This is a genomic window from Nocardia alni, from assembly GCF_019038435.1.
Taxonomy (GTDB): domain Bacteria; phylum Actinomycetota; class Actinomycetes; order Mycobacteriales; family Mycobacteriaceae; genus Nocardia; species Nocardia alni.
Map to the genome: position 1 here is coordinate 61,095 of NZ_JAGPOX010000026.1, position 19,047 is coordinate 80,141.

A 19,047-nucleotide genomic window follows, 5' to 3' on the forward strand; every position below is an offset into this window, starting at 1 on the left:
CCGTGCCAAATCGGTGCGAAGAGTGACAATCAAGTGCAAGCGGTGTTGAACACACAACCACAGTTTTTCTACCGCATTCGCGAGCGTTGGGTGGGCCGATGCGGAAAGTCCGCGCGGGACAATCCGTGTCACTTTCCCACTCGAGCGTCCAGGTAGCGGCCGAGCCGGACCAACGCCTCCTCGATATCCGCAGTGGCGCCAGCAAATGACAAACGTACCGTATGGCTGCCGTCGCGGGTGTCGAAGTCGATACCCGGCGCCAGCGCAACGCCCGTGCCCGCCAACACATCCGCGCACCATCGGGTCGAATTGTCGGTGAGATGAGAAATGTCCGCATACGCGTAGAACGCTCCGTCGGCGGGAGCCAGATCGGTGAGGCCCAGCTCGGGCAGGCCCTCGAGCAGCAGCGCTCGGTTGCGCGCATAGCGGCGCACATGGCCGTCGAGTTCGGCCCTCGACTCGGGGTCGAAGGCGTGAACCGCGGCGTACTGGGAGATGGCGGGCGGGCACACCGTCATATTCGAGGCCAACCGCTGTAAGGCTGGGCGCAAACCCGGCGGGACCAACATCCAGCCCAGGCGCCAGCCGGTCATGGAGAAGTATTTGGACACCGAGCCGATGACCACCGACTCGCGGGAGGTCTGCCAGGCCGTTGCGGTCGGGGTGTGGTCCCCGTACACGATGCCGTGGTAGATCTCGTCCGAGATCAGCAGGGTGCCGTGTGCGTCGCACCAGCGGGCCAGCGCGGCCAGTTCGTCGGGGGTGATCATGGTGCCGGTCGGATTCGCCGGGCTCGCCACGATCAGCCCCGCGGGCGGTTCGGGCAGCGCCTCGAGCATCTCGACCGTCGGCTGATATCGGGTCTGTGCGCCGCAGTCCAACTCGATGACACGACAACCCAAGGCGGACAGCGTATTCCGATAGGCGGGATAGCCTGGACGGGCGACCGCGACGGTATCGCCGATGTCGAAGGCGGCCAGGAAGATCAGCGTGAACGCGCCGGAGGATCCGGTCGTCACCACCACGTCGTCGGCGCTCACCTCGATGCCGTAGCCGGCGCGATGATGCCCGGCGATCGCCTCACGCAGCTCATGGGTGCCGAAAGTCTCGGTGTAGCCGAGTAATTCGGCGTCCAGGGCCGCCTTGGTGGCGCGCAGCACCGGAGCCGGCGCGGGCGTGGACGGCTGGCCCGCGGCGAGCACGATCACATCGCCATGGGTGCGGGCGCGTTCGGCCGCCGCCTTCCACACATCCATGACGTAGAAGGCCGGGACGGTCGACCGATGAGATTCACTGCGCACCCGACGACGGTAGATCACGTGCCGAAACGCCCCGCACGGGCACTACCGGCCTCGATCAACCGCTCTCGCCACGCAGCGATCCGGCACCGAATCATGGGCCCGGCCGCGATTCGGCCGTTATCCGGTCAACCGTCCCTGTTATCGTCGGCCCCATGCCCGACCAGGCACGCCACCCCTCGAGATCGCCGGGCAACCGGACGACGATCCGGCCGGAGCGGACTGGGTGGCGCGGGCAGACAGCCGGCGTAGGGCGGATAAGCGACGGCTGGCAGCGGATTCGACGCTCGATACGGCAGACCGTCCCGGAGCCGGACCGGTTGGGGCATCGTCGTCGCGACTGGCGAGATGAGCTGCGCGGGCGACGGCTGCGCGACGGCTGGCTGCGGGGCCGCGCGTGGGTGGTCGAACACCGGGTGGCGCTCGCGGGCTTGGCGGCGCTGGCGCTGCTGGCCTCGGCCGACGCCGTCCCGCCGTATCCGGTCGACAGCACCCCGGCTCCGGGTGTGGCGCAAAGGATTCCAATCCCCTATCCCCTTCAGGTACAGGCCGAGCCGGCGGACAGCACTCGGGATCTGGCCGCCATCGACAACGGCGAGCGCCTGCGCGAGCAGCAGGTCGTGGACGGCGCCTCCCAGGCCAACCTGGACCGCGCCAAGGCCGAGGCCGCCGCCGCGGTCGCCGGACAACCCTCCCCGTTGCTCGACGGCATCCTCACCTCCCTGCCCGGTGGAATCGAGGCCGCCATCGGCGGTTACGCGCTCCCCGCCCGCGGCGTACTCACCTCCGGCTACGGACCCCGCTGGGGCACTTTTCATTACGGCATCGACATCGCCGCGCCGATCGGCTCACCGATCTACGCCGTCGCCGCCGGCACCGTGATCGATGCGGGCCCCGCGCAGGGTTTCGGTCTCTGGGTGCGCATCCGCCACGACGACGGCACCATCTCCGTCTACGGCCACATGTACGACTTCTCGGTCTCCCCGGGCGAACGCGTCCGGGCGGGCCGGCAGATCGCCCGCATCGGCAACCGCGGCGACTCCAGCGGCCCCCACCTGCACTTCGAAATCCTGGTCAACGGCCAGCACGTCGACCCACAGCCCTGGCTGGCCATGCACGGCATCCAGGTCGGCTGACGCCGCCGCGCGTTACTGGTACCGCGACGTCACTCCCGCCATTCCGGCACGCTTTTGGCCGGAACCGACGCATCGGCACAGTTGGATCCCGGCCAAAACGTGCCGGGATGACGAGTGACGCCACGGGATTGCGAAGACGCCACACGGATGACGAGTGATGTCGCAGGGGATGACGAGTGATGTCGCAGTACTCAAACGCGCGCGGGCAGGGAGATGCGGGCCTCGGCGGCGGCCAGGCCGATGTCGGTGCGGTAGTGGCCGCCGGGGAGTTTGATGCCGGCGATGCGGGCGTAGGCGCGGGCGCGGGCCTCGGACAGGTCGGCGCCGGTGGCGACGACGTTCAGCACGCGGCCCCCCGCGGAGATCAGGGCGCCGTCGGCGCGCTGAGCCGTCCCGCCGTGCAGCACTTCGGTATCCGGCTCGACGGTGTCGGCGCCGGTGATCACGTCGCCGGTACGCGGGCGGCCCGGATAGTTCTCCGCGGACAGCACCACGGTGATCGCGGCGCCGTCCTTCCAGCGGGGCGCCTCGGCCCGGGCGAGGGTTCCGGTGGCGGTGGCGTGCAGCAGCGCGCCGAGCGGGCTGTCCAGCAGAGCCAGCACGGCCTGGGTCTCGGGATCGCCGAAGCGGCAGTTGAATTCGACCACCGCGGGCCCGGCCTGCCCCATCGCCAATCCGGCGTACAGCAGGCCGGAGAACGGTACATCGCGCTGAGCCATCTCCGCCGCAACGGGTTTCACAACCGTGTCGACGATCTCGGCGACCGACTCGGCGGGCAGCCAGGGCAGCGGCGTGTACGCGCCCATGCCGCCGGTATTCGGCCCGGTATCGCCGTCGCCGATCCGCTTGTGGTCCTGAGCGGGCAGCAGCGGCACCACGGTCTCGCCGTCGACCAGGCAGAACAGCGATACCTCCGGTCCGTCCAGGAACGATTCGAGCAGGACCGGATGGCCCTGCTCGAGCAGTTCGGCGCCGTGGTCACGGGCGGCGGAGCGATCGGCCGTCACGACCACGCCCTTGCCCGCGGCCAGGCCGTCGTCCTTGACCACCCAGGTCGGGCCGAACCGGTCCAGCGCGGCGTCGAGCTCACCGGGGTGGTCCACGATCTCACTGCGCGCGGTACACACCCCGGCCGCGCCCATCACATCCTTGGCGAACGCCTTGGACCCCTCGATCCGGGCCGCCGCGGCCGACGGGCCGAAGCAGGCGATCCCGGCCGAGCGCACCGCGTCGGCGATGCCGAGCACCAGCGGCACCTCGGGCCCGATCACCACCAGATCGGCCTTGAATTCGGTGGCCAGCGCCACCACCGACTCGGCGCTGGTCGGATCGACCGGCCGCACGTCTGCCTGCTGCGCTATCCCGGGGTTGCCGGGCGCGGCACAGACGGCACGCACCGCGGGATCACGACGCAGGGCCACTACCAGGGCGTGTTCACGGGCTCCGGAACCGATGACGAGTACGCGCACGGTGCTCAGCTTAGGTGACGCGGAATTTCGCCTCCGCGTAATGTCCCCCTCATGGCTTCCGTTTTCAGCGCGATCATTGCCGGACAGCTCCCGGGACGCTTCGTCTGGGAGGACGACGAATTCGTCGCCTTCCTCACGATCAATCCGATCACCCAGGGCCATACGCTGGTGGTCCCGCGCCAGGAGATCGACCAGTGGCAGGATCTTCCCCCCGAGGCGTTCGCGCGGATCAACGCCGTGGCGCAGAAGATCGGCCAGGCGGTGCGCGCGGCCTGGGACGCGCCCCGCGCGGGCCTGCTGATCGCCGGACTCGAGGTGCCGCACCTTCATCTGCACGTGTTCCCCGCCTTCGAACTCGGCGATTTCAACATCTCCGGCGCGGATCCGGAGCCCAGCAAGGAATCCCTCGACGAGGCGCAGGCCAAGATCAAGCAGGCGCTGCGCGATCTGGGTTACACCGCCAACGTTCCGGAGTAGAACGGTCAGGCCCGGGGCAGGTGCACGGCGAACGTCGTGCCCTCGCCCACGGTGCTGGTGACCGTGACACGCCCGCCATGCGCCGAGACCAGTGCCTGCACGATGGACAGGCCGAGGCCGGTGCCGCCGCTGTCGCGGCTGCGTGAGGCGTCGGTGCGGTAGAAGCGTTCGAAGATGCGCTCGGCCTGATCGGGCGGCAGGCCCTGGCCGGTATCGGCGACCTCGATCAGCACCTCGTCGTCGGCGGGCGTCAGGCGCACGGTGACCGCGGCGTCGGGCGGGGTATGGATCAGTGCGTTGTTGAGCAGGTTGGCCAGTATCTGACGCAGCCGTGCCTCGTCGCCGGAGATCTCCAGCGTTCCTGTGCCCGAACTGATTTCGATATCGACCGGGCGCGGCGGCCCCTCCGGGCGGCGCCCGGCGTCGACGGCGCGGGCGTTGTGCACCGCATCGCTGGCCAGCGACAGCAGATCCACCGCGCGGCGGTCCAGCGGGCGCTGCGCGTCCAGGCGCGCGAGCATCAGCAGATCCTCCACCAGCAGGCTCATCCGGTTCGCCTCGCGTTCGATCCGGCTGGAGAACATCTCCGGATCCGCCAACGCCCCTTGCCGATACAGCTCGGCGAACCCCTTGATCGTGGTGAGCGGGGTGCGCAACTCGTGGCTGGCGTCGGCGATGAAGCGCCGCATCTTCGCCTCCGAGCGCCGCGCTGCCTCCTCCGAGGCCTCGGTGGCCGCGAACGCCTGCTGGATCTGCGAGAGCATCCCGTTCAGCGACTGTGACAGCAGATCCACCTCGGTATTGGTGCCGCGCACCGGAACTCGCCGATGCAGATCGCCGCCCGCGATCGCCGACGCGGTCTTCTCCACCTCACGCAGCGGCCGCAGGCTGCGCCGGATCACGATCTGCGCGATGATCGCCAACGCGGCCAGCACGATCGCGCCGACCACGATCTCCAGGCCGATCATTCGGTCGACGATGTTGTCGGTCTCGTCCAGCCGCAACGCGACCACGCTGGTGCCGTTGGCGTTGGTGACCCGCGCGGCACGCCACTTCTCGCGCGAATTACCCACCGAACCAACGGTTCTCGGATGACGATCGAGGCCGGCCGGGATTTCGGGCGCACCCGAGTTCGAGCCGAACAGAACTCGGACCGAACCGTTCGGATTCTGCACGTGCACGTAGAAAAGCGACGGCGGGCGCTCCATCCCGGGCCGGTTCGGCAACCGCGTCGGCGGCGGCGAACTGGGATTGGCGAAACCTCCGATGGCATCGGAGATCTGGCGGTCCACCCGGTCGATCAGGATCCGGTGCATCGACGAGGTCACCGCGACCCCGGACACCAGCATCCCGAAGGCGGTCAGCACCACCAGCGCCAGCACCAGCGTGATCCGCAACGGCACCGAGGCCAGCCGATGCGATATCACCCGCCGCGCCGTCCGCAGTCGCCTGCGTTGCGGCGCGGGCAGGTCCATGACCGCGTCGAGCGCGGGATCTTCGGCAGCCGCCGTGGCGGAATCCTCGTCGAGCTGCCCAATGCTCATTTGGCGGTGGACTTGCTGCGGCTCGGGGCTCGCATCACATAGCCGACGCCGCGCAGCGTGTGGATCAGCCGGTCCGGTCCCGTGTCCACCTTCTTGCGCAGGTAGGAGACATAGGTCTCCACCACGCCGACCTCACCGCCGAAGTCGTAACGCCACACGTGGTCCAGGATGCGCGGCTTGCTCAGCACCGTGCCCGCGTTGACCATGAAGTACCGCAGCAGCGTGAACTCGGTCGGGGACAGCGATACCGGCTCACCCGCCTTCCACACCTCGTGTGTGTCGTCATCGAGCTCGATGTCCTCGAACCGGATTCGCGAGGATTTGCGCTCCTCGACCGCGTGACCGGAGCGACGCAGGATGACCCGCAGTCGCGCCACCACCTCCTCCAGGCTGAAGGGTTTGGTGACGTAGTCGTCGGCGCCCAGGGTCAGGCCGGTGACCTTGTCCTCGACCTCGTCGCGAGCGGTGAGAAACAGGACGGGCGCCTCGATACCGTCGGCGCGCAGCCGCCGTAGCAACCCGAACCCGTCCATACCGGGCATCATCACATCGACGATCAACGCGTCCGGCCGGAAGGTCTTGGCCTTGTCCAGGCCCTCGGCCCCGTTACCGGCAGCCGCGACCTCGAACCCCTGATATCGCAGGCTCACAGACAGCAGCTCGACGATCATGGGCTCATCGTCGACGACCAGAATCCTGGCCTCGGGCGTCCGATCCGCTGGCACACCGTTCATGGAGGACATAGTGCCTCGCCCAACGCCAAAGTCGCTGAACGTCGACTGGGAGTTTCCTGCGAACGGTCTACACTTTTCATGAGAACTCGCCCCGAACGGCGCAGATGACGCTGCCCGCGACCGGCGTCGAGCCCTTCCTCGCGCATCGCTGTGACCCTCGACACATGAGGCAGGTCACTGCAAACGTTGTCTGCGACCGTTGACATCACCGAGGAGACCGTCGCCGCGCGAACGCCGGTCAAGGTGGCTTGCCACCGGTACTGGCGCGACGTGGTGGACAATCGGGAAGACCGACCATCGTCCTTGACGCACTGCGGATGTCGCTCGGTTCCTACCGCTATGGGGGTGACGGGATTTGCTGGAACGGGTATCGGTACGTCGCGTATTTTCGGTGACGATCGTCGTGATCGTGCTGCTGTTCGGCATATCGACCGTGTTGGGCGCCATCGGCCGGGTGACAGCCGGGCGATCGGTGAACGATCTGAACAACCGGGTTTTCGTGGCACAGCGTTCCGCTTCGGCGATCCTGCGAGCGTATGTGGATCAGGAGACCGGACAACGCGGATTCCTGCTGACCGGTGATGCGGTGTTCCTCCAGCCCTACACCGACGGGGGCGACCTGGCAGCGCGAGCGGCGACTCGATTGCGACAGGTTCTCGCAGACGACGCACAGGCGATGAGCGAGTTGAGCGCTGTACTGGCCGCCGCGCATACCTGGGAAACCATGGCGGCCGACCCGGAGATCGCCGCGCGAAAGGCCGGTCCGGTGCCCGACGGGCAGATCGAGGCCATGGCGCTCACCGGCAAACAGCTCTTCGATACGCTTCGCGATCGAACCGCCGAGCTACAGGCTCGAACGAATACGCTGGTCGCGAACGAGATTCACCGGGCGGCCGCCGCACAGCGACTGGCCAGTGCCGCGGCCTATGTCTCGGTGCTGCTCGCGCTGCTGGTCTCGATATCGGTCTTCACAACGCTGCCGAGGCTGCTGAGCAGGCCCGTCACCCGTCTGCTCGGTCAGCTCGGCGCGGTATCGGCGGGGGACTACACGGTCGAGATCGAGCGCAACGGGCCGGTGGAGATCGCCACGATCGCCGATGCCGTCAACCACATGCGCGGCAGCATCCTGGCGAGCATCGACGCCCGGGTGGCGGTCGAGCGCGCATTCAGCCGGTACGACGAGCAGGCTCGGTTGGCGGCCGATCTGAACGACCGCACGATCACCCGGGTGTTCGCACTGGGTCTGTCGCTCACCTCGGCCACCAACCGGCATCCCGCCCTGAGACCGACGCTGGAACCGCTGATCGCCGAGACCGACGCCATCATCGCCGACCTGCGCGAGGCCATCTACGACCTGCGGCACACCGACGAGGCCACCGTGGAACGCGATCTTTCGGCCACAACCGAATGACTTCGGCCTGGTAACCAGCACTGCCCGCCATCGGACTTGCCTACATGGAACGCGCCGGCAGGAAATCTCCGGTGCGGCCAAACCCGGCGCGGGCGCAACCCGAACTCCTGCCTGTGTTCGCCGGATCGGATGAATATCCGTAGCGATCCCAGGCCGAGGTCTCTCGGCCAAGGGGCGTGAATCACGTTCGTCGCGAACAGGTTCGGAGATGATCTTGATGAACGTAGCCAGTGCGGCCGGGGTACTCGATGTCGCGGAACCCGGGCTCGACGAGGTCAGACACCGTCTCGCCGGCCTGCTCGCCGCGGTCGGCGAGGGCGATCGGGACGCCTTCACGATGGTGTATCGGCAGACCAGCCAGCGGGTTTTCGGGCTGGCCGTGCGGATGATGCGCAACCGCGCGACCGCCGAGGAAATCACCCAGGAGGTGTACATCCAGGTCTGGTCACATGCGAGACGCTACGACGAGCGACTGTGCACACCGATGGGTTGGCTTATGATGCTGACCCATCGGCGCGTTGTCGACCGTATCCGCTCCGAGCAGGCCGCGGCCGGTCGCGAATCGGTCTACGGTCAACTCCATCTGGGCCGTGACCACGATTCGGTCTTCGAAGCGGTCGAGCAGCGCTTCGAGGAGCAGGCCGTACTGCGCTGCCTGAACGCACTGACCCCACTGCAACGCGACACCATCGTCCTGGCGTATTACGGCGGACTCACCTATCCCCAGGTCGCCGAGCGCCTGGGGACACCGGTCGCGACCGTGAAATCCCGGATCCGGGACGGGCTCAAGCGGCTGGCGATAGGCCTGGACCGCGGTGATGTGCGATGAGGCGAATCACTTCGGCCGCGTCATCGCACGACGGACCTGCAGAATCCGGGCGGTGCCGATAACCGCCATGACCAGCATTCCCACGATCGCCGCGAGCAGGACGGCCACACCGAGCGGCAGGGTGAAGTGGGCGCCCAGGAAAGTGAACTTCCCCGGGGTGAGGTTCTCGAGCACGAAGACCAGAATCAGGATCAGGATCAACGCTCCGCCGCTGAGGGCCGCCCACGCGGTGGATACCAACGTGCGGCGTATCCGCGGTGCGGGTACGGGCTCCGGCGCTACATCGGCCGGCGCCGAAGGTTCGATGGCATGGGGCTCATGGGGTTCGGCATCCGTGAGTGGCTCGGTCTCGGTGGTCGGTTCCGCGGCGGGGGCGGTGGAATCCGGCTTCTCATTCATCACACTCAACTCCAGATAGCAGGGAAAGCCTGGTCGGAGGGGATAACCGAGCTACGCCCGTCAGGAAGTGGCTACCCACTCGGTGATCCGGTAATCGTCATGCCCCGCGACACAGGCGAACTCGCCGAGCCTGCGGTCCCTTCGACCCGACCCTGGTGTCGAAAACGACCGGTTGCCCTTCTTTCAGTTCCGCACAACCGTTGTCGACAAGAACGTCCGCGCGCTCGAGCAGGACATCGGGCCCGCCGTCGTCGGGCGCGATGAACCCGAAGTTCCGATCGTCGTTGAACCATTTCACGGTGCCACGGGTAAGTGCCGTCATGTTGTCTCTCCTTGCCTGCGCCGGGTACGAGCCGCCGACCGGGGCAGCATTCGCCCCGGTCGGTGGCATCTTGCGGCGGGGCGGCGCGGCCCCAACTGTCCTTCGCACAGCTCTCGGATCCGGTTTGGCGGACCGGGCGAAAATCGCCGGACGAACCCTGCGCGCGGAAATCTCGCCGATCGACCAAACTGCGGCGGGCAGCATGGCGAAATCCTGACATGCGAGAGTTCGATGCCTGAGTCAGGCGGCCGCGACGTCGCGGTGATCGGGAGCGGAGTTGCCGGTCTCACGGCCGCCCATGTGCTCACCCGGCACGATCGGGTGACTTTGTACGAGAAGGACTCGCGGCTCGGCGGGCACGCGCACACGCACGAGGTGCAGGTCGCACCCGGACAGCGGGTGTGGGTGGACTCCGGATTCATCGTGCACAACGACCGCACGTATCCGACCCTGCTGCGGCTGTTCGAGGAACTTGGGGTGCAGACCCGGGAGACCGATATGTCGATGTCGGTGCGCGCCGATGCCAGCGGGCTGGAATACGCGGGGGCCAAAGGACTTCCGGGGCTGTTCCCGAGCATCCGCATGCTGGCCAGGCCCCGCTACCTGCGCATGCTGGCCGAGGTGACGCGTTTCCATCGGATCGCACAAGAGCTGTTGCGACAGAACGACTCCGAGATGACGCTCGAGGATTTTCTCCGGCGGCACAGGTTCAGCGACTACTTCACCGAACATTTCATGACCCCGCTGGTGGCCGCGGTGTGGTCGTGCGATCCCCGGCTGTGCGGACGGTATCCGGCGCAGTATCTGCTGCGCTTTCTCGACCACCACGGGATGTTGTCGGTCTTCGGCTCCCCGGCGTGGCGCACGGTGGTCGGCGGATCCGTGCGATATGTGGACAAGATCGCCGAAGGTATCGACGAGATTCGCACCGGCACAACTGTTCTGACTGTGCGACAGCAGCGCGACTGCGTGCTGGTCACCGAATCGGCGGGGGTGCGTCGTTTCGACGCGGCGGTCATCGCCACCCACCCGCGGCAGGCCCTGGCGCTGCTGGACGCACCGGACCCGCTGACCGGTTCGGTGCTGAACGCGATGCCGTACTCGGTGAATCACGCGCAGTTGCACACCGACGAATCGGTGCTGCCCAGGTCGCGGCGAGCGCGCGCGTCGTGGAACTATCTGACGCCGACGGGTGGCGAGAATGCCGCGGGCGTGGTGGTCACCTACGACCTCACCCGCCTGATGGGCCTGGACCATGTCGCCGACCGCAGGTTCCTGGTCACACTCGGCGGTGCGCGGCTGGTCGACCCGGCACGGGTGATCGCGGAGATGACCTACGAACATCCGATCTACACGCCCGAATCCGTTGCCGCACAAGCTCGGCTACCCGAACTGGACACCGATCGCCTGGCCTTCGCCGGGGCGTATCACGGCTGGGGTTTCCACGAGGACGGTGCGCGATCGGGACTGCGGGCCGCCGAGCGCATCGGCGGTCACTGGCCGCTGCCCACGGGGCACGAACGAGAACGGGCGGACGCGCGATGAATACGACCGCCGCGCCACCGCACCTGTACTTCACGCGAATACACCATGTACGCAACGCACCCGTGCGGCACGAGTTCGAATATCGCGGATACAGCTGGTTTTTCGATCTGGACTGCCCGCCGCGCCTGCCGATCCCGATGCGTCCCTTCGGATATTTCCGGGCCGAGGACCATCTCGAAGGCCCGGGTACGGATCTGCGCACCCGAGTCGACGACGTGCTCGCCGATCACGGCATCGATTGCGCGGGCGGGCGGGTCACCGCGCTCATGGGCGCCCGCGCACTGGGCTATGTCTTCGATCCGCTTACCGTGTTCTGGTGCTACGGGCCTGATCAGCGGCTTCGGTGCGTGATCGCCGAGGTGCACAACACGTACGGCGAGCGGCACGCCTATGTGCTGAACCCCGACGAGCACGGCCGGGCCGAGGTCGACAAGCAGTTCTACGTCTCGCCGTTCAACCGGGTCGAGGGTCACTACGCGGTGTGGACGCCCGAGCCCGCCGAGACACTCTCCCTGCGTATCGCGCTGCTGCGCGACGAGCAGCCGCCCTTCGTCGCATCCGTCCGCGGCGACCGCATGCCGGTGACGACTGGCACGGTCCTGCGCGCGCACCTTCGCACCCCGCTCTCCCCCTGGCTGACGGCGGCTCGCATCCGCCGGCACGGCATCGCGCTGTGGGCGCGGGGCCTGCCCGTCGTACCGCGCCCCACGAATCGGAGGACAGTCTCGTGACCAGCATCTGCCCGGAGGCGCTCCGCGGAGATCTGTTGCCCCGTATACCTACCGGGCCCTACGCGCGCCTGCGAGCCAAGGGGGCGGCGGCCCTGTTCCGACGTGCGGTACACGGGTTGCCGTTACGAGTGGAGTTCCCGGACGGCGACGTTCTCGGCGCGGGTTCGGCCACCGAACTGTTACCGCGCATGATCATTCGCGATCCGGTGGCCTTCTTCGCACGGGTCGGCGGGCAGGGGCTGATCGGTTTCGGGGAGTCCTATACCGCGGGCGAGTGGACCTCTCCGGACCCCGCGGCCGTGCTGACCGTACTGGCCGGCCATATCAGCCAGCTGATTCCCGCTGCGCTGCAACGGTTCCGGAGTGTACTGCTGCCGTCCGCACCCGCCGCCGAACTCGGCGACCGAGCGAACACCCGCACCAACATCGAGCACCATTACGACCTGTCCAACGACCTGTTCGGGCTGTTTCTCGACGAGACCATGACCTACTCCGCCGCGCTCTTCGCGGACCCGGAAGCGGCATCCTGGGACGTACTGGCCGACGCGCAGCGCCGGAAGATCGATCGCCTGCTCGATGCCGCCGGTGTGCGTTCGGGGAGCCGGGTGCTCGAGATCGGCACCGGCTGGGGCGAACTGTGCGTTCGCGCCGCGATGCGCGGCGCGGCAGTGCGTTCGGTCACACTGTCGGGCCGCCAGCTGGAACTGGCCCGGACCCGGGTCGCGGCAGCGGGATTCGCGGACTCGGTACGGATCGAGCTGTGCGACTACCGCGATGTGCGCGGCGAATACGACGCCATCGTCTCGGTCGAGATGATCGAAGCCGTCGGATATCGGTATTGGCCCGCGTATTTCGAATGCCTGGACGCCCGGCTGGCGCCGGGCGGACGAGTCGCGCTGCAGGCCATCACGATGCCGCACGACCGCATGCTCGCCAGCCGCAACACCTACACCTGGATCCAGAAGTACATCTTCCCTGGCGGTCTCCTGCCTTCCACCGAGGCGATCGAACGCACCGCCCGCCGGACCCGACTACGGGTGCGCGGCCGCCACTGCTTCGGCGAGCATTACGCGCACACCCTGCGACTGTGGCGAGAACGCTTCGACAACAGCGCGACCGAGGTGACCGCGCTCGGGTTCGACGGCACGTTCCGGCGACTGTGGCAGTTCTACCTCGCCTACTCCGAGGCGGGATTCCGCTCCGGATACCTCGATGTCCAGCAGATCGTTCTCGACCGTCCCGAGGAGCAGCCATGAATGCCGCCGCCCATATCGAATCCGCCCTGCTGGTCGTCCGATGAACTGGCATGTGGAACTGGAGATCTGGCTGTGGGCAGCGGTGGCGCTCGCCGCGCTGCAAGCCGGGACGTTCGCCGTGGCGCGTCGCATAGGCCGATACAACGTCGTCGATGTCGTGTGGGGACTGGGTTTCGTACTCGTCGCGATCATCGCGGCGCTGCTCGGTGACGGATCTCCCGGACGGCGGATAATTCTGCTGGTTCTGGTCGCGGTGTGGGGACTGCGGCTGAGTCGGTATCTCGGGCGCCGGACCGCGGGCAAGGGCGAGGACCCCCGCTATACCGAGTTGCTCGACCGCTACGGGCGCACGCCCGGCGTGGTGATCGTGCGCATCTTCCTCACCCAGGGCGCGGCGCAGTGGATCATCTCGCTGCCCATCCAGGTGGCGGCCGCGGCAGGACCGATCCGAGGTTGGAGCCGGATCACCGTCGCGGTGGGGGTGCTCGCCTGGGTGGCCGGCGTGTTGTTCGAGGCCATAGGCGATCGGCAGCTCGCCCGTTTCAAGGCCGATCCGGCCAATCGGGGCGTCATCATGGAGCGAGGGTTGTGGGCATGGACGCGACACCCGAACTATTTCGGCGATTTCTGCGTGTGGTGGGGCCTGTGGCTGATCGCGGTGAGCGGGTGGGCGGGCGTGCTGACGGTGTTCGCGCCGCTGATCATGTCCTATCTGCTGATCCGGGGGACCGGCGCCCGGCTGCTCGAGCAGGCGATGCGCGATCGGCCCGGCTATCGCGAATATCAGCAGCGCACGGCCTACTTCTTTCCCCGCCCGCCGCGCCCGGCCCCCGCGCCGGGCACGGCCTGACGCACATCACTATCAGCAAGGCCCTATATCATGACTCGGCGAAGGCACAAGATCGTCACGTCGGCCGCCGGCCGTCCCGAGCACGCGTCGTCGCGCCCGGGTCCTCGTCCGATACAGGGAGACAGAGCGCTATGGCGGATGAGCCCCATGGCCGTTCGGCCGGGGAGGGCCACGCCGGGGCGGGCGATGCCGAGCCGGATGCGTGCCCGGTACATCGCGCCGAGCCGGACCCGGAGGTCGGTCGGCGGCTCACGGAGCTGCTACGGGGTATCGCGGGCGGTGACAGGGAGTCGTTCACCCAGTTCTATCGCGGGACGCACGATCGCGTGTTCGGGTTGGCCCTGCGTATTCTGCGGCGGGCCGCCGCCGCGGAGGAGATCACCCAGGAGATCTACCTCTACGTCTGGAATTCCGCGGCGCAGTACGACTCGCGCCTGGCCAGTCCGATCGGGTGGCTCATGATGCTCACCCATCGCCGGGCCGTGGACCGGGTCCGGCTCGAATCCTCCGCCACCACACGCGATCTCGCCTACGGGCACCGCCAGCTGGGCCGCGATCACGACATCGTCGCCGAGGCGGTGAACCAGCGGGCGGACGAGCAGGCGGTCGTCCAATGCCTCGATGCGCTCACCGGCACCCAGCGCGAAACGGTCGCGCTGGCCTATTACGGTGGGCGGACCTACGCCGAGGTGGCCGAGCATCTCGGCATCCCCTTGAACACGGTCAAGACGCGCATCCGAGACGGCCTCAAGCGACTGCGGAATTGCCTGACAGGATCGGTGGCCGATGCCTGATATCCACCCGCACGAGGACCTTCTCGACTTCGCGCACCCCTACGCGCTGGACGCCCTGTCCGATCAGGACCGCCGCGCCGTCGAGCACATGCTGGACACCACCGACCCGGCCACCGCCGAGACATTCCGCGCGACGGTCCGCGACCTGCGTGAAACCCTGGCGCTCATCACCATCGTCGACGCCGTCCCCGCCCCCGCCGATCTCGAGGCGAAACTACAGCGCGCACTCGACGCCCAACTCGGCGCGGGTGCCCCGACAGCCCCCGACGACACGCCCGACGAACATGGCCCCACGAACATCCAGGACAAGGCCCGCACCCGCCTGCGCTGGATGGCGGCGGCCGCCGCGGCGGTGGTCGTCATCGCCGCCGGCGCGGGCGCCATCGTCTACAGCACCCGATCCCACGAATCCACCGGCATCAGCGCCCAACAGGTCATCGACCACGCCGACACCCGGGAAAACGCCCTCCCGATCGCCGGCGGCGGCACCATCAACGTCAGCCTGTCCCACCAACTGAACGCCGCGGCAATCTCTTTCGCCACCGTCCCCGCGCCCCCCGCGAACCACACCTACCAACTGTGGCTGATATCACCGGCAGGCCAACCCCGCTCCGCCGGTGTCCTGCCCACGCTGCCGACCACCCACGCACCCCTACTCGTGCGATTCGGGAACTCCAGCAAACTCGCGATGACCATCGAACCGGCCGGCGGCTCCCCCGCCCCCACCACCCAGCCGATCGTCGGAGTGCCCCTCACCTGAGGTCCGGATACAGGGCAGAGCCAGAATTTACTGGCCCGCGGCAGGTGCCACGGCCAGGTGCCTGTCCGGCGGCTGTTCCTCGATTCAGTCCTGCGGGAAGCCCAATGCCGCGACGAGGGGAGGCACGAGAGCCTCGGCTTGTTGAACCACCGGGTTGGAGTTCTCGGCAAGATACTGATCTACACGAGTCCTCACAGTGAGCAGCGGGCTTGTGGAGACATTTATGAAGGCCGTGCCCCCCGCGATCACGTTGAACCGCGGATGGAGATACTGCTGCAGCGCGTCTCGGATGAGTTCGGAAGGCTTGATCCCTCTACGCTCAGCTTCAGTCAGTAGTTCCTCGGCCAGTTGCGCCGGGAGACGCGCCGAGACCACCTGGGTGCCAGAGGGCTTCGTTTCAATAGGCTCCGGCTCCTGCTCCCACTCGTCATCATCTTCACTGTGTGCGAGTACCTCACCGGCGAGATCTTCGAATTTTGACATCGTCAACTCCGTTTCCACCATGTCACTTCTGCTGCTGTAGCCACCCGTGCCGTGATCACACGCCATCTGCCGCAGTAAACATCATCCTCCCTGATGAAAACGGCAAAGTAGCGTCCACCCGCATCAGGTCCGAGCATCTGATGAGACGCGCCTCGGTCCTTCTTATTGCGACGAAACTTCGGACTAAGGCACCAGGTGTCCAAGACGTTCTTCACGCTTACGCCATGCCGGGCGATGTGCTCAACGATCTCGTCGGTCCACTCCCACTCGCTGATGTACACGTGCCCCCTGCCCGACCTAGTCTACATTCTGTTTACGTTAGTATACAATGAGTCTACCCACCGCCATCAAGAGAGGGGCGCGCATGCCGCAAATTGAGTACTTGACGGTCGCCAACCATGCAGAGGCCCTCAACGGGCTGCTGTACTTACAGGGCGCAGGCTGGACGACCGTCCAGCAGGCCGTAGATCCAAGCGGAGTACCTACATTGGTGAACTTCGGCATCGGAGTCTCCATCCTTATCGGCTGGAATGAGACCAATCGCCGATTTCCACTAGTACTGCGTCTGTCTGACACAGATGGCAATGAAGTCTTTCGCTTGGACGCCCAAGCAGAAGCTGGTCGCCCTCCTGGAGTGCAGATCGGTTCCGATCTGCGAAGCGTTCTCGCCATCAATGCAGGCGTCCAGTTCAGACATTCCGGGGGGTATGAGCTCAGGGCCGACCTGGGGGAGACCGAGCACCGATCCGTTGCGTTCCAGGTGCTTCAGGTCAGGGGCATCGGCTCTGCGCCCGCATGAGCTCGCAGCCCGCGGGCCCACCTTCACCAAGGCCACATGACCGTCATGGCCGTGACACGCCCGGCCGAAACAGCCGCGAAGTCTTGGCGGCATCCATGCCGTTGTGTCACCTGCAAAAGCAAGCTCCGGTGCAAACAGAACCTATTTGAGCCCCCTGTCAGGATTGAACTGACGACCTTCGCTTTACAAGAGCGGTGCTCTACCACTGAGCTAAGGAGGCGGGAAAAGCGGAGCCATCATAACCGGGTGATGGGCTCAGGGGGAAAAGTTGTGGTCAACAGGGGTGAACGCGGTGGCCGCACGGCCCGGGTGGGTCGTGCGGCCGCCGGATCGCCGAATCAGGACTGGCTGGCCTGACGGGCCGCGTCGTCCGCGGCCATCGCATCGCGCAGGCTCTTGGGACGCATGTCGGTCCAGTTCTTCTCCACGTACTCGACGCAGGCGGCCCGGCTGTCTTCGCCGAACACGACCCGCCAACCCGCCGGGACCTCCGCGAAGGCCGGCCACAGGGAGTGCTGCTCCTCGTCGTTCACCAAAACGAAGAAGCGGCCGTCCTCGTCATCGAAGGGATTGGTGCTCATCTCACCTCACTGATAGTGGCGCTGTCTGTGTTTGGAACGCGCTATGGGTACGAAACGCCTGGGGCGTCCGGATCCGCGCTAGCCCGGTATGCGGAGCGAACCCCCATGCATACAGTCGACCCTAGCAAGGCAGGCGTTACCGAGTCAGGGTTACCTGCTGCGGCCGCCCCATTTATCCGGCAAAGAACTCCAGCAGCACCTTGTTGACCGCGTCCGGACGTTCCAGATAACCGAAATGCCCGGTATCGGGGATTTCCTGGTACCGCGCGTCCGGAATCATCTGCGCGACCTCGCGGGACAGGTACGGCGGGATCATCCGATCGTCGGCGAATCCGATCGCCAGGCACGGCACCTTGATCCCGCGGTAGGCCTGCAACCGGTCGAAATCGTGGTCCATGGCCCGCTGCGCGCGTACACCCGGGCTGACGGCCCCGCCAGTGAACTCGAACAGGTCCAGCCAGTCCCGCGCGGCGTTCGCGTCGGCGAGCGTGGCCGGGGACAGGTTCATCACCGCGGTCAGCGCCGCCTCGTACTTCGGCGGCAGGTTCACCCCGCCGGCGTCCATCTCGTGCTCACCGATGGACAGGGTCTTCTGGAACTGGTCGAGCCGCCCGTGCCCGGCCATGAACACCGCCTTGCGGACCAGGTCCGGACGGGCCAGCGCGAGCTCCTGAGCCACCCGCGCGCCCATCGAGGTGCCCGCGACCAGCGCCGGGCCCTCGTCCAGGAGTTCGATCAACGCGGCGGTGTCACCCACCAGATCGTCGATCGTCATCCCGCCCGCGGCCTCCGACGACGGCGCGATACCCCGGTTGTCGAAGGTGCAGACCCGATATCCGGCCGCGACCAGCGCGGGAACCTGATGCAGCTCCCACACCCGGCCCGGACTGCCGGTACCCATGATCAGCACGACCAGCGGCGCGGCGCCCTTGATATCGGTGCCCTTGGCTCTGTCCCCTTTGACCTGATAGTTGAGCGAAATTCCGTTCACCGCGGCCAACGGCATGATGCTGGAGCCCCTTCCGTCACGACATACTCCTTGCCCACGGTATAGCTCGAGCGATCGCCGGCGTTTCAGGGGCGGTGACGGCGACGCGCTGCACCTATAGCAAGGCCGGATACCATGGCTGTCTATAAACACCCCAAACCTGAGAGGAGCGATGATGCCGGCAAAGGGCGCGAACGACATCGCGGACGACGATCTGGAACCGCTCGCCGACGAGACCGCACGACAAGCCCAGCGCGTCGTCGCCGCCTACGCTGAGGATGCGGACGAGTGCCGGATGCTGCTGTCGATGCTCGGCATCAGCCCCGGCGGACGGGGCGAATAGCCTCGCCATCACCATGCGGGCGGGGCGAGTAGCTCCGCCACCATCACAACTACATCAGGGCTTGATCCCGCCCCCGGCACACCGGAGTACCCAGCGATGGACCAGATGAGCGCAACCCCGTCAGATCAGTTACGACCGGATGTGGAGGCCAACGGACCAGACCGCGTCGAGCACGGTGCGGGGTCGGGTTTCGTGGTCGTCGCCAACCGGCTGCCCGTGGACTTGGAGCGCCTGCCCGACGGCACGACCCGCTGGAAGCGCAGTCCCGGCGGCCTGGTCACCGCCCTGGAACCGGTAC

At 67.0% G+C, this 19,047-nt stretch carries 21 protein-coding genes, 1 tRNA gene and 1 pseudogene; 13 read left to right on the forward strand and 10 right to left on the reverse strand.

The window, feature by feature from the left end:
- Positions 1–128: 128 nt before the first annotated feature.
- Positions 129–1,301 (reverse strand): pyridoxal phosphate-dependent aminotransferase, encoded by a 1,173-nt coding sequence (locus tag JZ791_RS12990; RefSeq protein WP_216894507.1) that lies wholly within the window; start codon positions 1,299–1,301, stop codon positions 129–131.
- A gap of 152 nt (positions 1,302–1,453) precedes the next feature.
- Here JZ791_RS12990 and JZ791_RS12995 point away from each other — a divergent pair, with 152 nt between their 5' ends.
- Complete coding sequence (locus JZ791_RS12995) at positions 1,454–2,434, forward strand: M23 family metallopeptidase (RefSeq protein WP_216894508.1); 981 nt, start codon at positions 1,454–1,456, stop codon at positions 2,432–2,434.
- A gap of 191 nt (positions 2,435–2,625) precedes the next feature.
- Here the strand turns inward: JZ791_RS12995 and purD are convergent, their stop codons facing one another.
- Entirely contained in the window at positions 2,626–3,903 is a 1,278-nt protein-coding gene (gene purD, locus JZ791_RS13000) for a phosphoribosylamine--glycine ligase (protein WP_216894509.1), read from the reverse strand.
- Positions 3,904–3,954: 51 nt separating this feature from the next.
- Between purD and JZ791_RS13005 the strand changes: the two genes are divergently transcribed.
- Positions 3,955–4,380, forward strand: a complete 426-nt coding sequence (locus tag JZ791_RS13005; RefSeq protein ID WP_216894510.1) for an HIT family protein — start codon at positions 3,955–3,957, stop codon at positions 4,378–4,380.
- 5 nt (positions 4,381–4,385) lie between these two features.
- Here JZ791_RS13005 and JZ791_RS13010 read toward each other — a convergent pair whose 3' ends face one another.
- A complete protein-coding gene (locus JZ791_RS13010; RefSeq protein WP_216894511.1) occupies positions 4,386–5,924 on the reverse strand; it encodes a sensor histidine kinase in 1,539 nt (512 codons plus the stop codon).
- Positions 5,921–6,658, reverse strand: coding sequence for a response regulator transcription factor (locus JZ791_RS13015; protein WP_216894512.1), 738 nt, complete (start codon positions 6,656–6,658; stop codon positions 5,921–5,923). The genes JZ791_RS13010 and JZ791_RS13015 overlap by 4 nt, the downstream gene beginning before the upstream one ends.
- A gap of 391 nt (positions 6,659–7,049) precedes the next feature.
- Here JZ791_RS13015 and JZ791_RS13020 point away from each other — a divergent pair, with 391 nt between their 5' ends.
- Complete coding sequence (locus JZ791_RS13020; protein WP_216894513.1) at positions 7,050–8,069, forward strand: CHASE3 domain-containing protein; 1,020 nt, start codon at positions 7,050–7,052, stop codon at positions 8,067–8,069.
- A gap of 208 nt (positions 8,070–8,277) precedes the next feature.
- A complete protein-coding gene (locus tag JZ791_RS13025) occupies positions 8,278–8,898 on the forward strand; it encodes a sigma-70 family RNA polymerase sigma factor (protein ID WP_216894514.1) in 621 nt (206 codons plus the stop codon).
- A gap of 6 nt (positions 8,899–8,904) precedes the next feature.
- Here JZ791_RS13025 and JZ791_RS13030 read toward each other — a convergent pair whose 3' ends face one another.
- Positions 8,905–9,297 carry a LapA family protein gene (locus tag JZ791_RS13030; protein ID WP_216894515.1) on the reverse strand — a complete coding sequence of 131 codons (393 nt, stop codon included), beginning with the start codon at positions 9,295–9,297 and terminating at the stop codon, positions 8,905–8,907.
- 97 nt (positions 9,298–9,394) lie between these two features.
- On the reverse strand, positions 9,395–9,619 hold the full coding sequence (locus JZ791_RS13035) for a cold-shock protein (RefSeq protein ID WP_216894516.1): 225 nt from the start codon (positions 9,617–9,619) through the stop codon (positions 9,395–9,397).
- Between the two features lie 231 nt (positions 9,620–9,850).
- Here JZ791_RS13035 and JZ791_RS13040 point away from each other — a divergent pair, with 231 nt between their 5' ends.
- The 6 genes from JZ791_RS13040 to JZ791_RS13065 all read left to right on the forward strand — a co-directional run bounded on the left by JZ791_RS13040 (position 9,851) and on the right by JZ791_RS13065 (position 15,555).
- Complete coding sequence (locus JZ791_RS13040) at positions 9,851–11,164, forward strand: NAD(P)/FAD-dependent oxidoreductase (RefSeq protein ID WP_216894517.1); 1,314 nt, start codon at positions 9,851–9,853, stop codon at positions 11,162–11,164.
- A complete protein-coding gene (locus tag JZ791_RS13045) occupies positions 11,161–11,895 on the forward strand; it encodes a DUF1365 domain-containing protein (RefSeq protein ID WP_216894518.1) in 735 nt (244 codons plus the stop codon). Before JZ791_RS13040 ends, JZ791_RS13045 begins: the two co-directional genes overlap by 4 nt.
- A complete protein-coding gene (locus tag JZ791_RS13050; RefSeq protein ID WP_308162904.1) occupies positions 11,892–13,151 on the forward strand; it encodes a class I SAM-dependent methyltransferase in 1,260 nt (419 codons plus the stop codon). Before JZ791_RS13045 ends, JZ791_RS13050 begins: the two co-directional genes overlap by 4 nt.
- Positions 13,152–13,191: 40 nt before the next feature.
- Complete coding sequence (locus JZ791_RS13055; protein ID WP_216894520.1) at positions 13,192–14,001, forward strand: DUF1295 domain-containing protein; 810 nt, start codon at positions 13,192–13,194, stop codon at positions 13,999–14,001.
- A gap of 131 nt (positions 14,002–14,132) precedes the next feature.
- On the forward strand, positions 14,133–14,795 hold the full coding sequence (sigK, locus tag JZ791_RS13060; RefSeq protein WP_216894521.1) for an ECF RNA polymerase sigma factor SigK: 663 nt from the start codon (positions 14,133–14,135) through the stop codon (positions 14,793–14,795).
- Positions 14,788–15,555, forward strand: a complete 768-nt coding sequence (locus JZ791_RS13065; RefSeq protein ID WP_216894522.1) for an anti-sigma factor — start codon at positions 14,788–14,790, stop codon at positions 15,553–15,555. Before sigK ends, JZ791_RS13065 begins: the two co-directional genes overlap by 8 nt.
- Positions 15,556–15,639: 84 nt before the next feature.
- On the opposite strand, the gene JZ791_RS13070 is transcribed toward JZ791_RS13065, so the two are convergent.
- Positions 15,640–16,038 (reverse strand): ribbon-helix-helix domain-containing protein, encoded by a 399-nt coding sequence (locus JZ791_RS13070; RefSeq protein ID WP_216894523.1) that lies wholly within the window; start codon positions 16,036–16,038, stop codon positions 15,640–15,642.
- Positions 16,039–16,366: 328 nt separating this feature from the next.
- On the opposite strand from JZ791_RS13070, the gene JZ791_RS13075 reads away from it, so the two are divergent.
- Positions 16,367–16,837 (forward strand): DUF6941 family protein, encoded by a 471-nt coding sequence (locus JZ791_RS13075; RefSeq protein ID WP_216894524.1) that lies wholly within the window; start codon positions 16,367–16,369, stop codon positions 16,835–16,837.
- 148 nt (positions 16,838–16,985) lie between these two features.
- On the opposite strand, the gene JZ791_RS13080 is transcribed toward JZ791_RS13075, so the two are convergent.
- From JZ791_RS13080 to JZ791_RS13090, 3 genes are all read right to left on the reverse strand, one after another.
- Positions 16,986–17,057, reverse strand: a tRNA-Thr gene (locus JZ791_RS13080).
- Positions 17,058–17,175: 118 nt separating this feature from the next.
- Positions 17,176–17,418 (reverse strand): MbtH family protein, encoded by a 243-nt coding sequence (locus JZ791_RS13085; RefSeq protein WP_025346909.1) that lies wholly within the window; start codon positions 17,416–17,418, stop codon positions 17,176–17,178.
- Positions 17,419–17,590: 172 nt separating this feature from the next.
- A complete protein-coding gene (locus JZ791_RS13090) occupies positions 17,591–18,424 on the reverse strand; it encodes an alpha/beta fold hydrolase (RefSeq protein WP_216894525.1) in 834 nt (277 codons plus the stop codon).
- 157 nt (positions 18,425–18,581) lie between these two features.
- Here JZ791_RS13090 and JZ791_RS13095 point away from each other — a divergent pair, with 157 nt between their 5' ends.
- Both JZ791_RS13095 and JZ791_RS13100 read left to right on the forward strand, forming a co-directional pair.
- The gene (locus tag JZ791_RS13095; RefSeq protein ID WP_216894526.1) at positions 18,582–18,749 is read left to right on the forward strand and encodes a hypothetical protein; all 168 of its coding nucleotides are present in this window, start codon (positions 18,582–18,584) and stop codon (positions 18,747–18,749) included.
- A 96-nt stretch (positions 18,750–18,845) separates the two neighbouring features.
- Positions 18,846–19,047: pseudogene (locus JZ791_RS13100) on the forward strand (trehalose-6-phosphate synthase); the annotation flags it as partial.

Bases quoted from the DNA above. Each gene is read 5' to 3' on its own strand.
- JZ791_RS12995 (WP_216894508.1), top strand. From the start codon at position 1,454: ATGCCCGACCAGGCACGCCACCCCTCGAGATCGCCGGGCAACCGGACG.
- JZ791_RS13005 (WP_216894510.1), top strand. From the start codon at position 3,955: ATGGCTTCCGTTTTCAGCGCGATCATTGCCGGACAGCTCCCGGGACGC.
- JZ791_RS13010 (WP_216894511.1), bottom strand. From the start codon at position 5,924: ATGAGCATTGGGCAGCTCGACGAGGATTCCGCCACGGCGGCTGCCGAA.
- JZ791_RS13015 (WP_216894512.1), bottom strand. From the start codon at position 6,658: ATGAACGGTGTGCCAGCGGATCGGACGCCCGAGGCCAGGATTCTGGTC.
- JZ791_RS13025 (WP_216894514.1), top strand. From the start codon at position 8,278: ATGATCTTGATGAACGTAGCCAGTGCGGCCGGGGTACTCGATGTCGCG.
- JZ791_RS13030 (WP_216894515.1), bottom strand. From the start codon at position 9,297: ATGAATGAGAAGCCGGATTCCACCGCCCCCGCCGCGGAACCGACCACC.
- JZ791_RS13035 (WP_216894516.1), bottom strand. From the start codon at position 9,619: ATGACGGCACTTACCCGTGGCACCGTGAAATGGTTCAACGACGATCGG.
- JZ791_RS13040 (WP_216894517.1), top strand. From the start codon at position 9,851: ATGCCTGAGTCAGGCGGCCGCGACGTCGCGGTGATCGGGAGCGGAGTT.
- JZ791_RS13045 (WP_216894518.1), top strand. From the start codon at position 11,161: ATGAATACGACCGCCGCGCCACCGCACCTGTACTTCACGCGAATACAC.
- JZ791_RS13055 (WP_216894520.1), top strand. From the start codon at position 13,192: ATGAACTGGCATGTGGAACTGGAGATCTGGCTGTGGGCAGCGGTGGCG.
- sigK (WP_216894521.1), top strand. From the start codon at position 14,133: ATGGCGGATGAGCCCCATGGCCGTTCGGCCGGGGAGGGCCACGCCGGG.
- JZ791_RS13065 (WP_216894522.1), top strand. From the start codon at position 14,788: ATGCCTGATATCCACCCGCACGAGGACCTTCTCGACTTCGCGCACCCC.
- JZ791_RS13070 (WP_216894523.1), bottom strand. From the start codon at position 16,038: ATGTCAAAATTCGAAGATCTCGCCGGTGAGGTACTCGCACACAGTGAA.
- JZ791_RS13075 (WP_216894524.1), top strand. From the start codon at position 16,367: ATGAGTCTACCCACCGCCATCAAGAGAGGGGCGCGCATGCCGCAAATT.
- JZ791_RS13085 (WP_025346909.1), bottom strand. From the start codon at position 17,418: ATGAGCACCAATCCCTTCGATGACGAGGACGGCCGCTTCTTCGTTTTG.
- JZ791_RS13090 (WP_216894525.1), bottom strand. From the start codon at position 18,424: ATGCCGTTGGCCGCGGTGAACGGAATTTCGCTCAACTATCAGGTCAAA.
- JZ791_RS13095 (WP_216894526.1), top strand. From the start codon at position 18,582: ATGCCGGCAAAGGGCGCGAACGACATCGCGGACGACGATCTGGAACCG.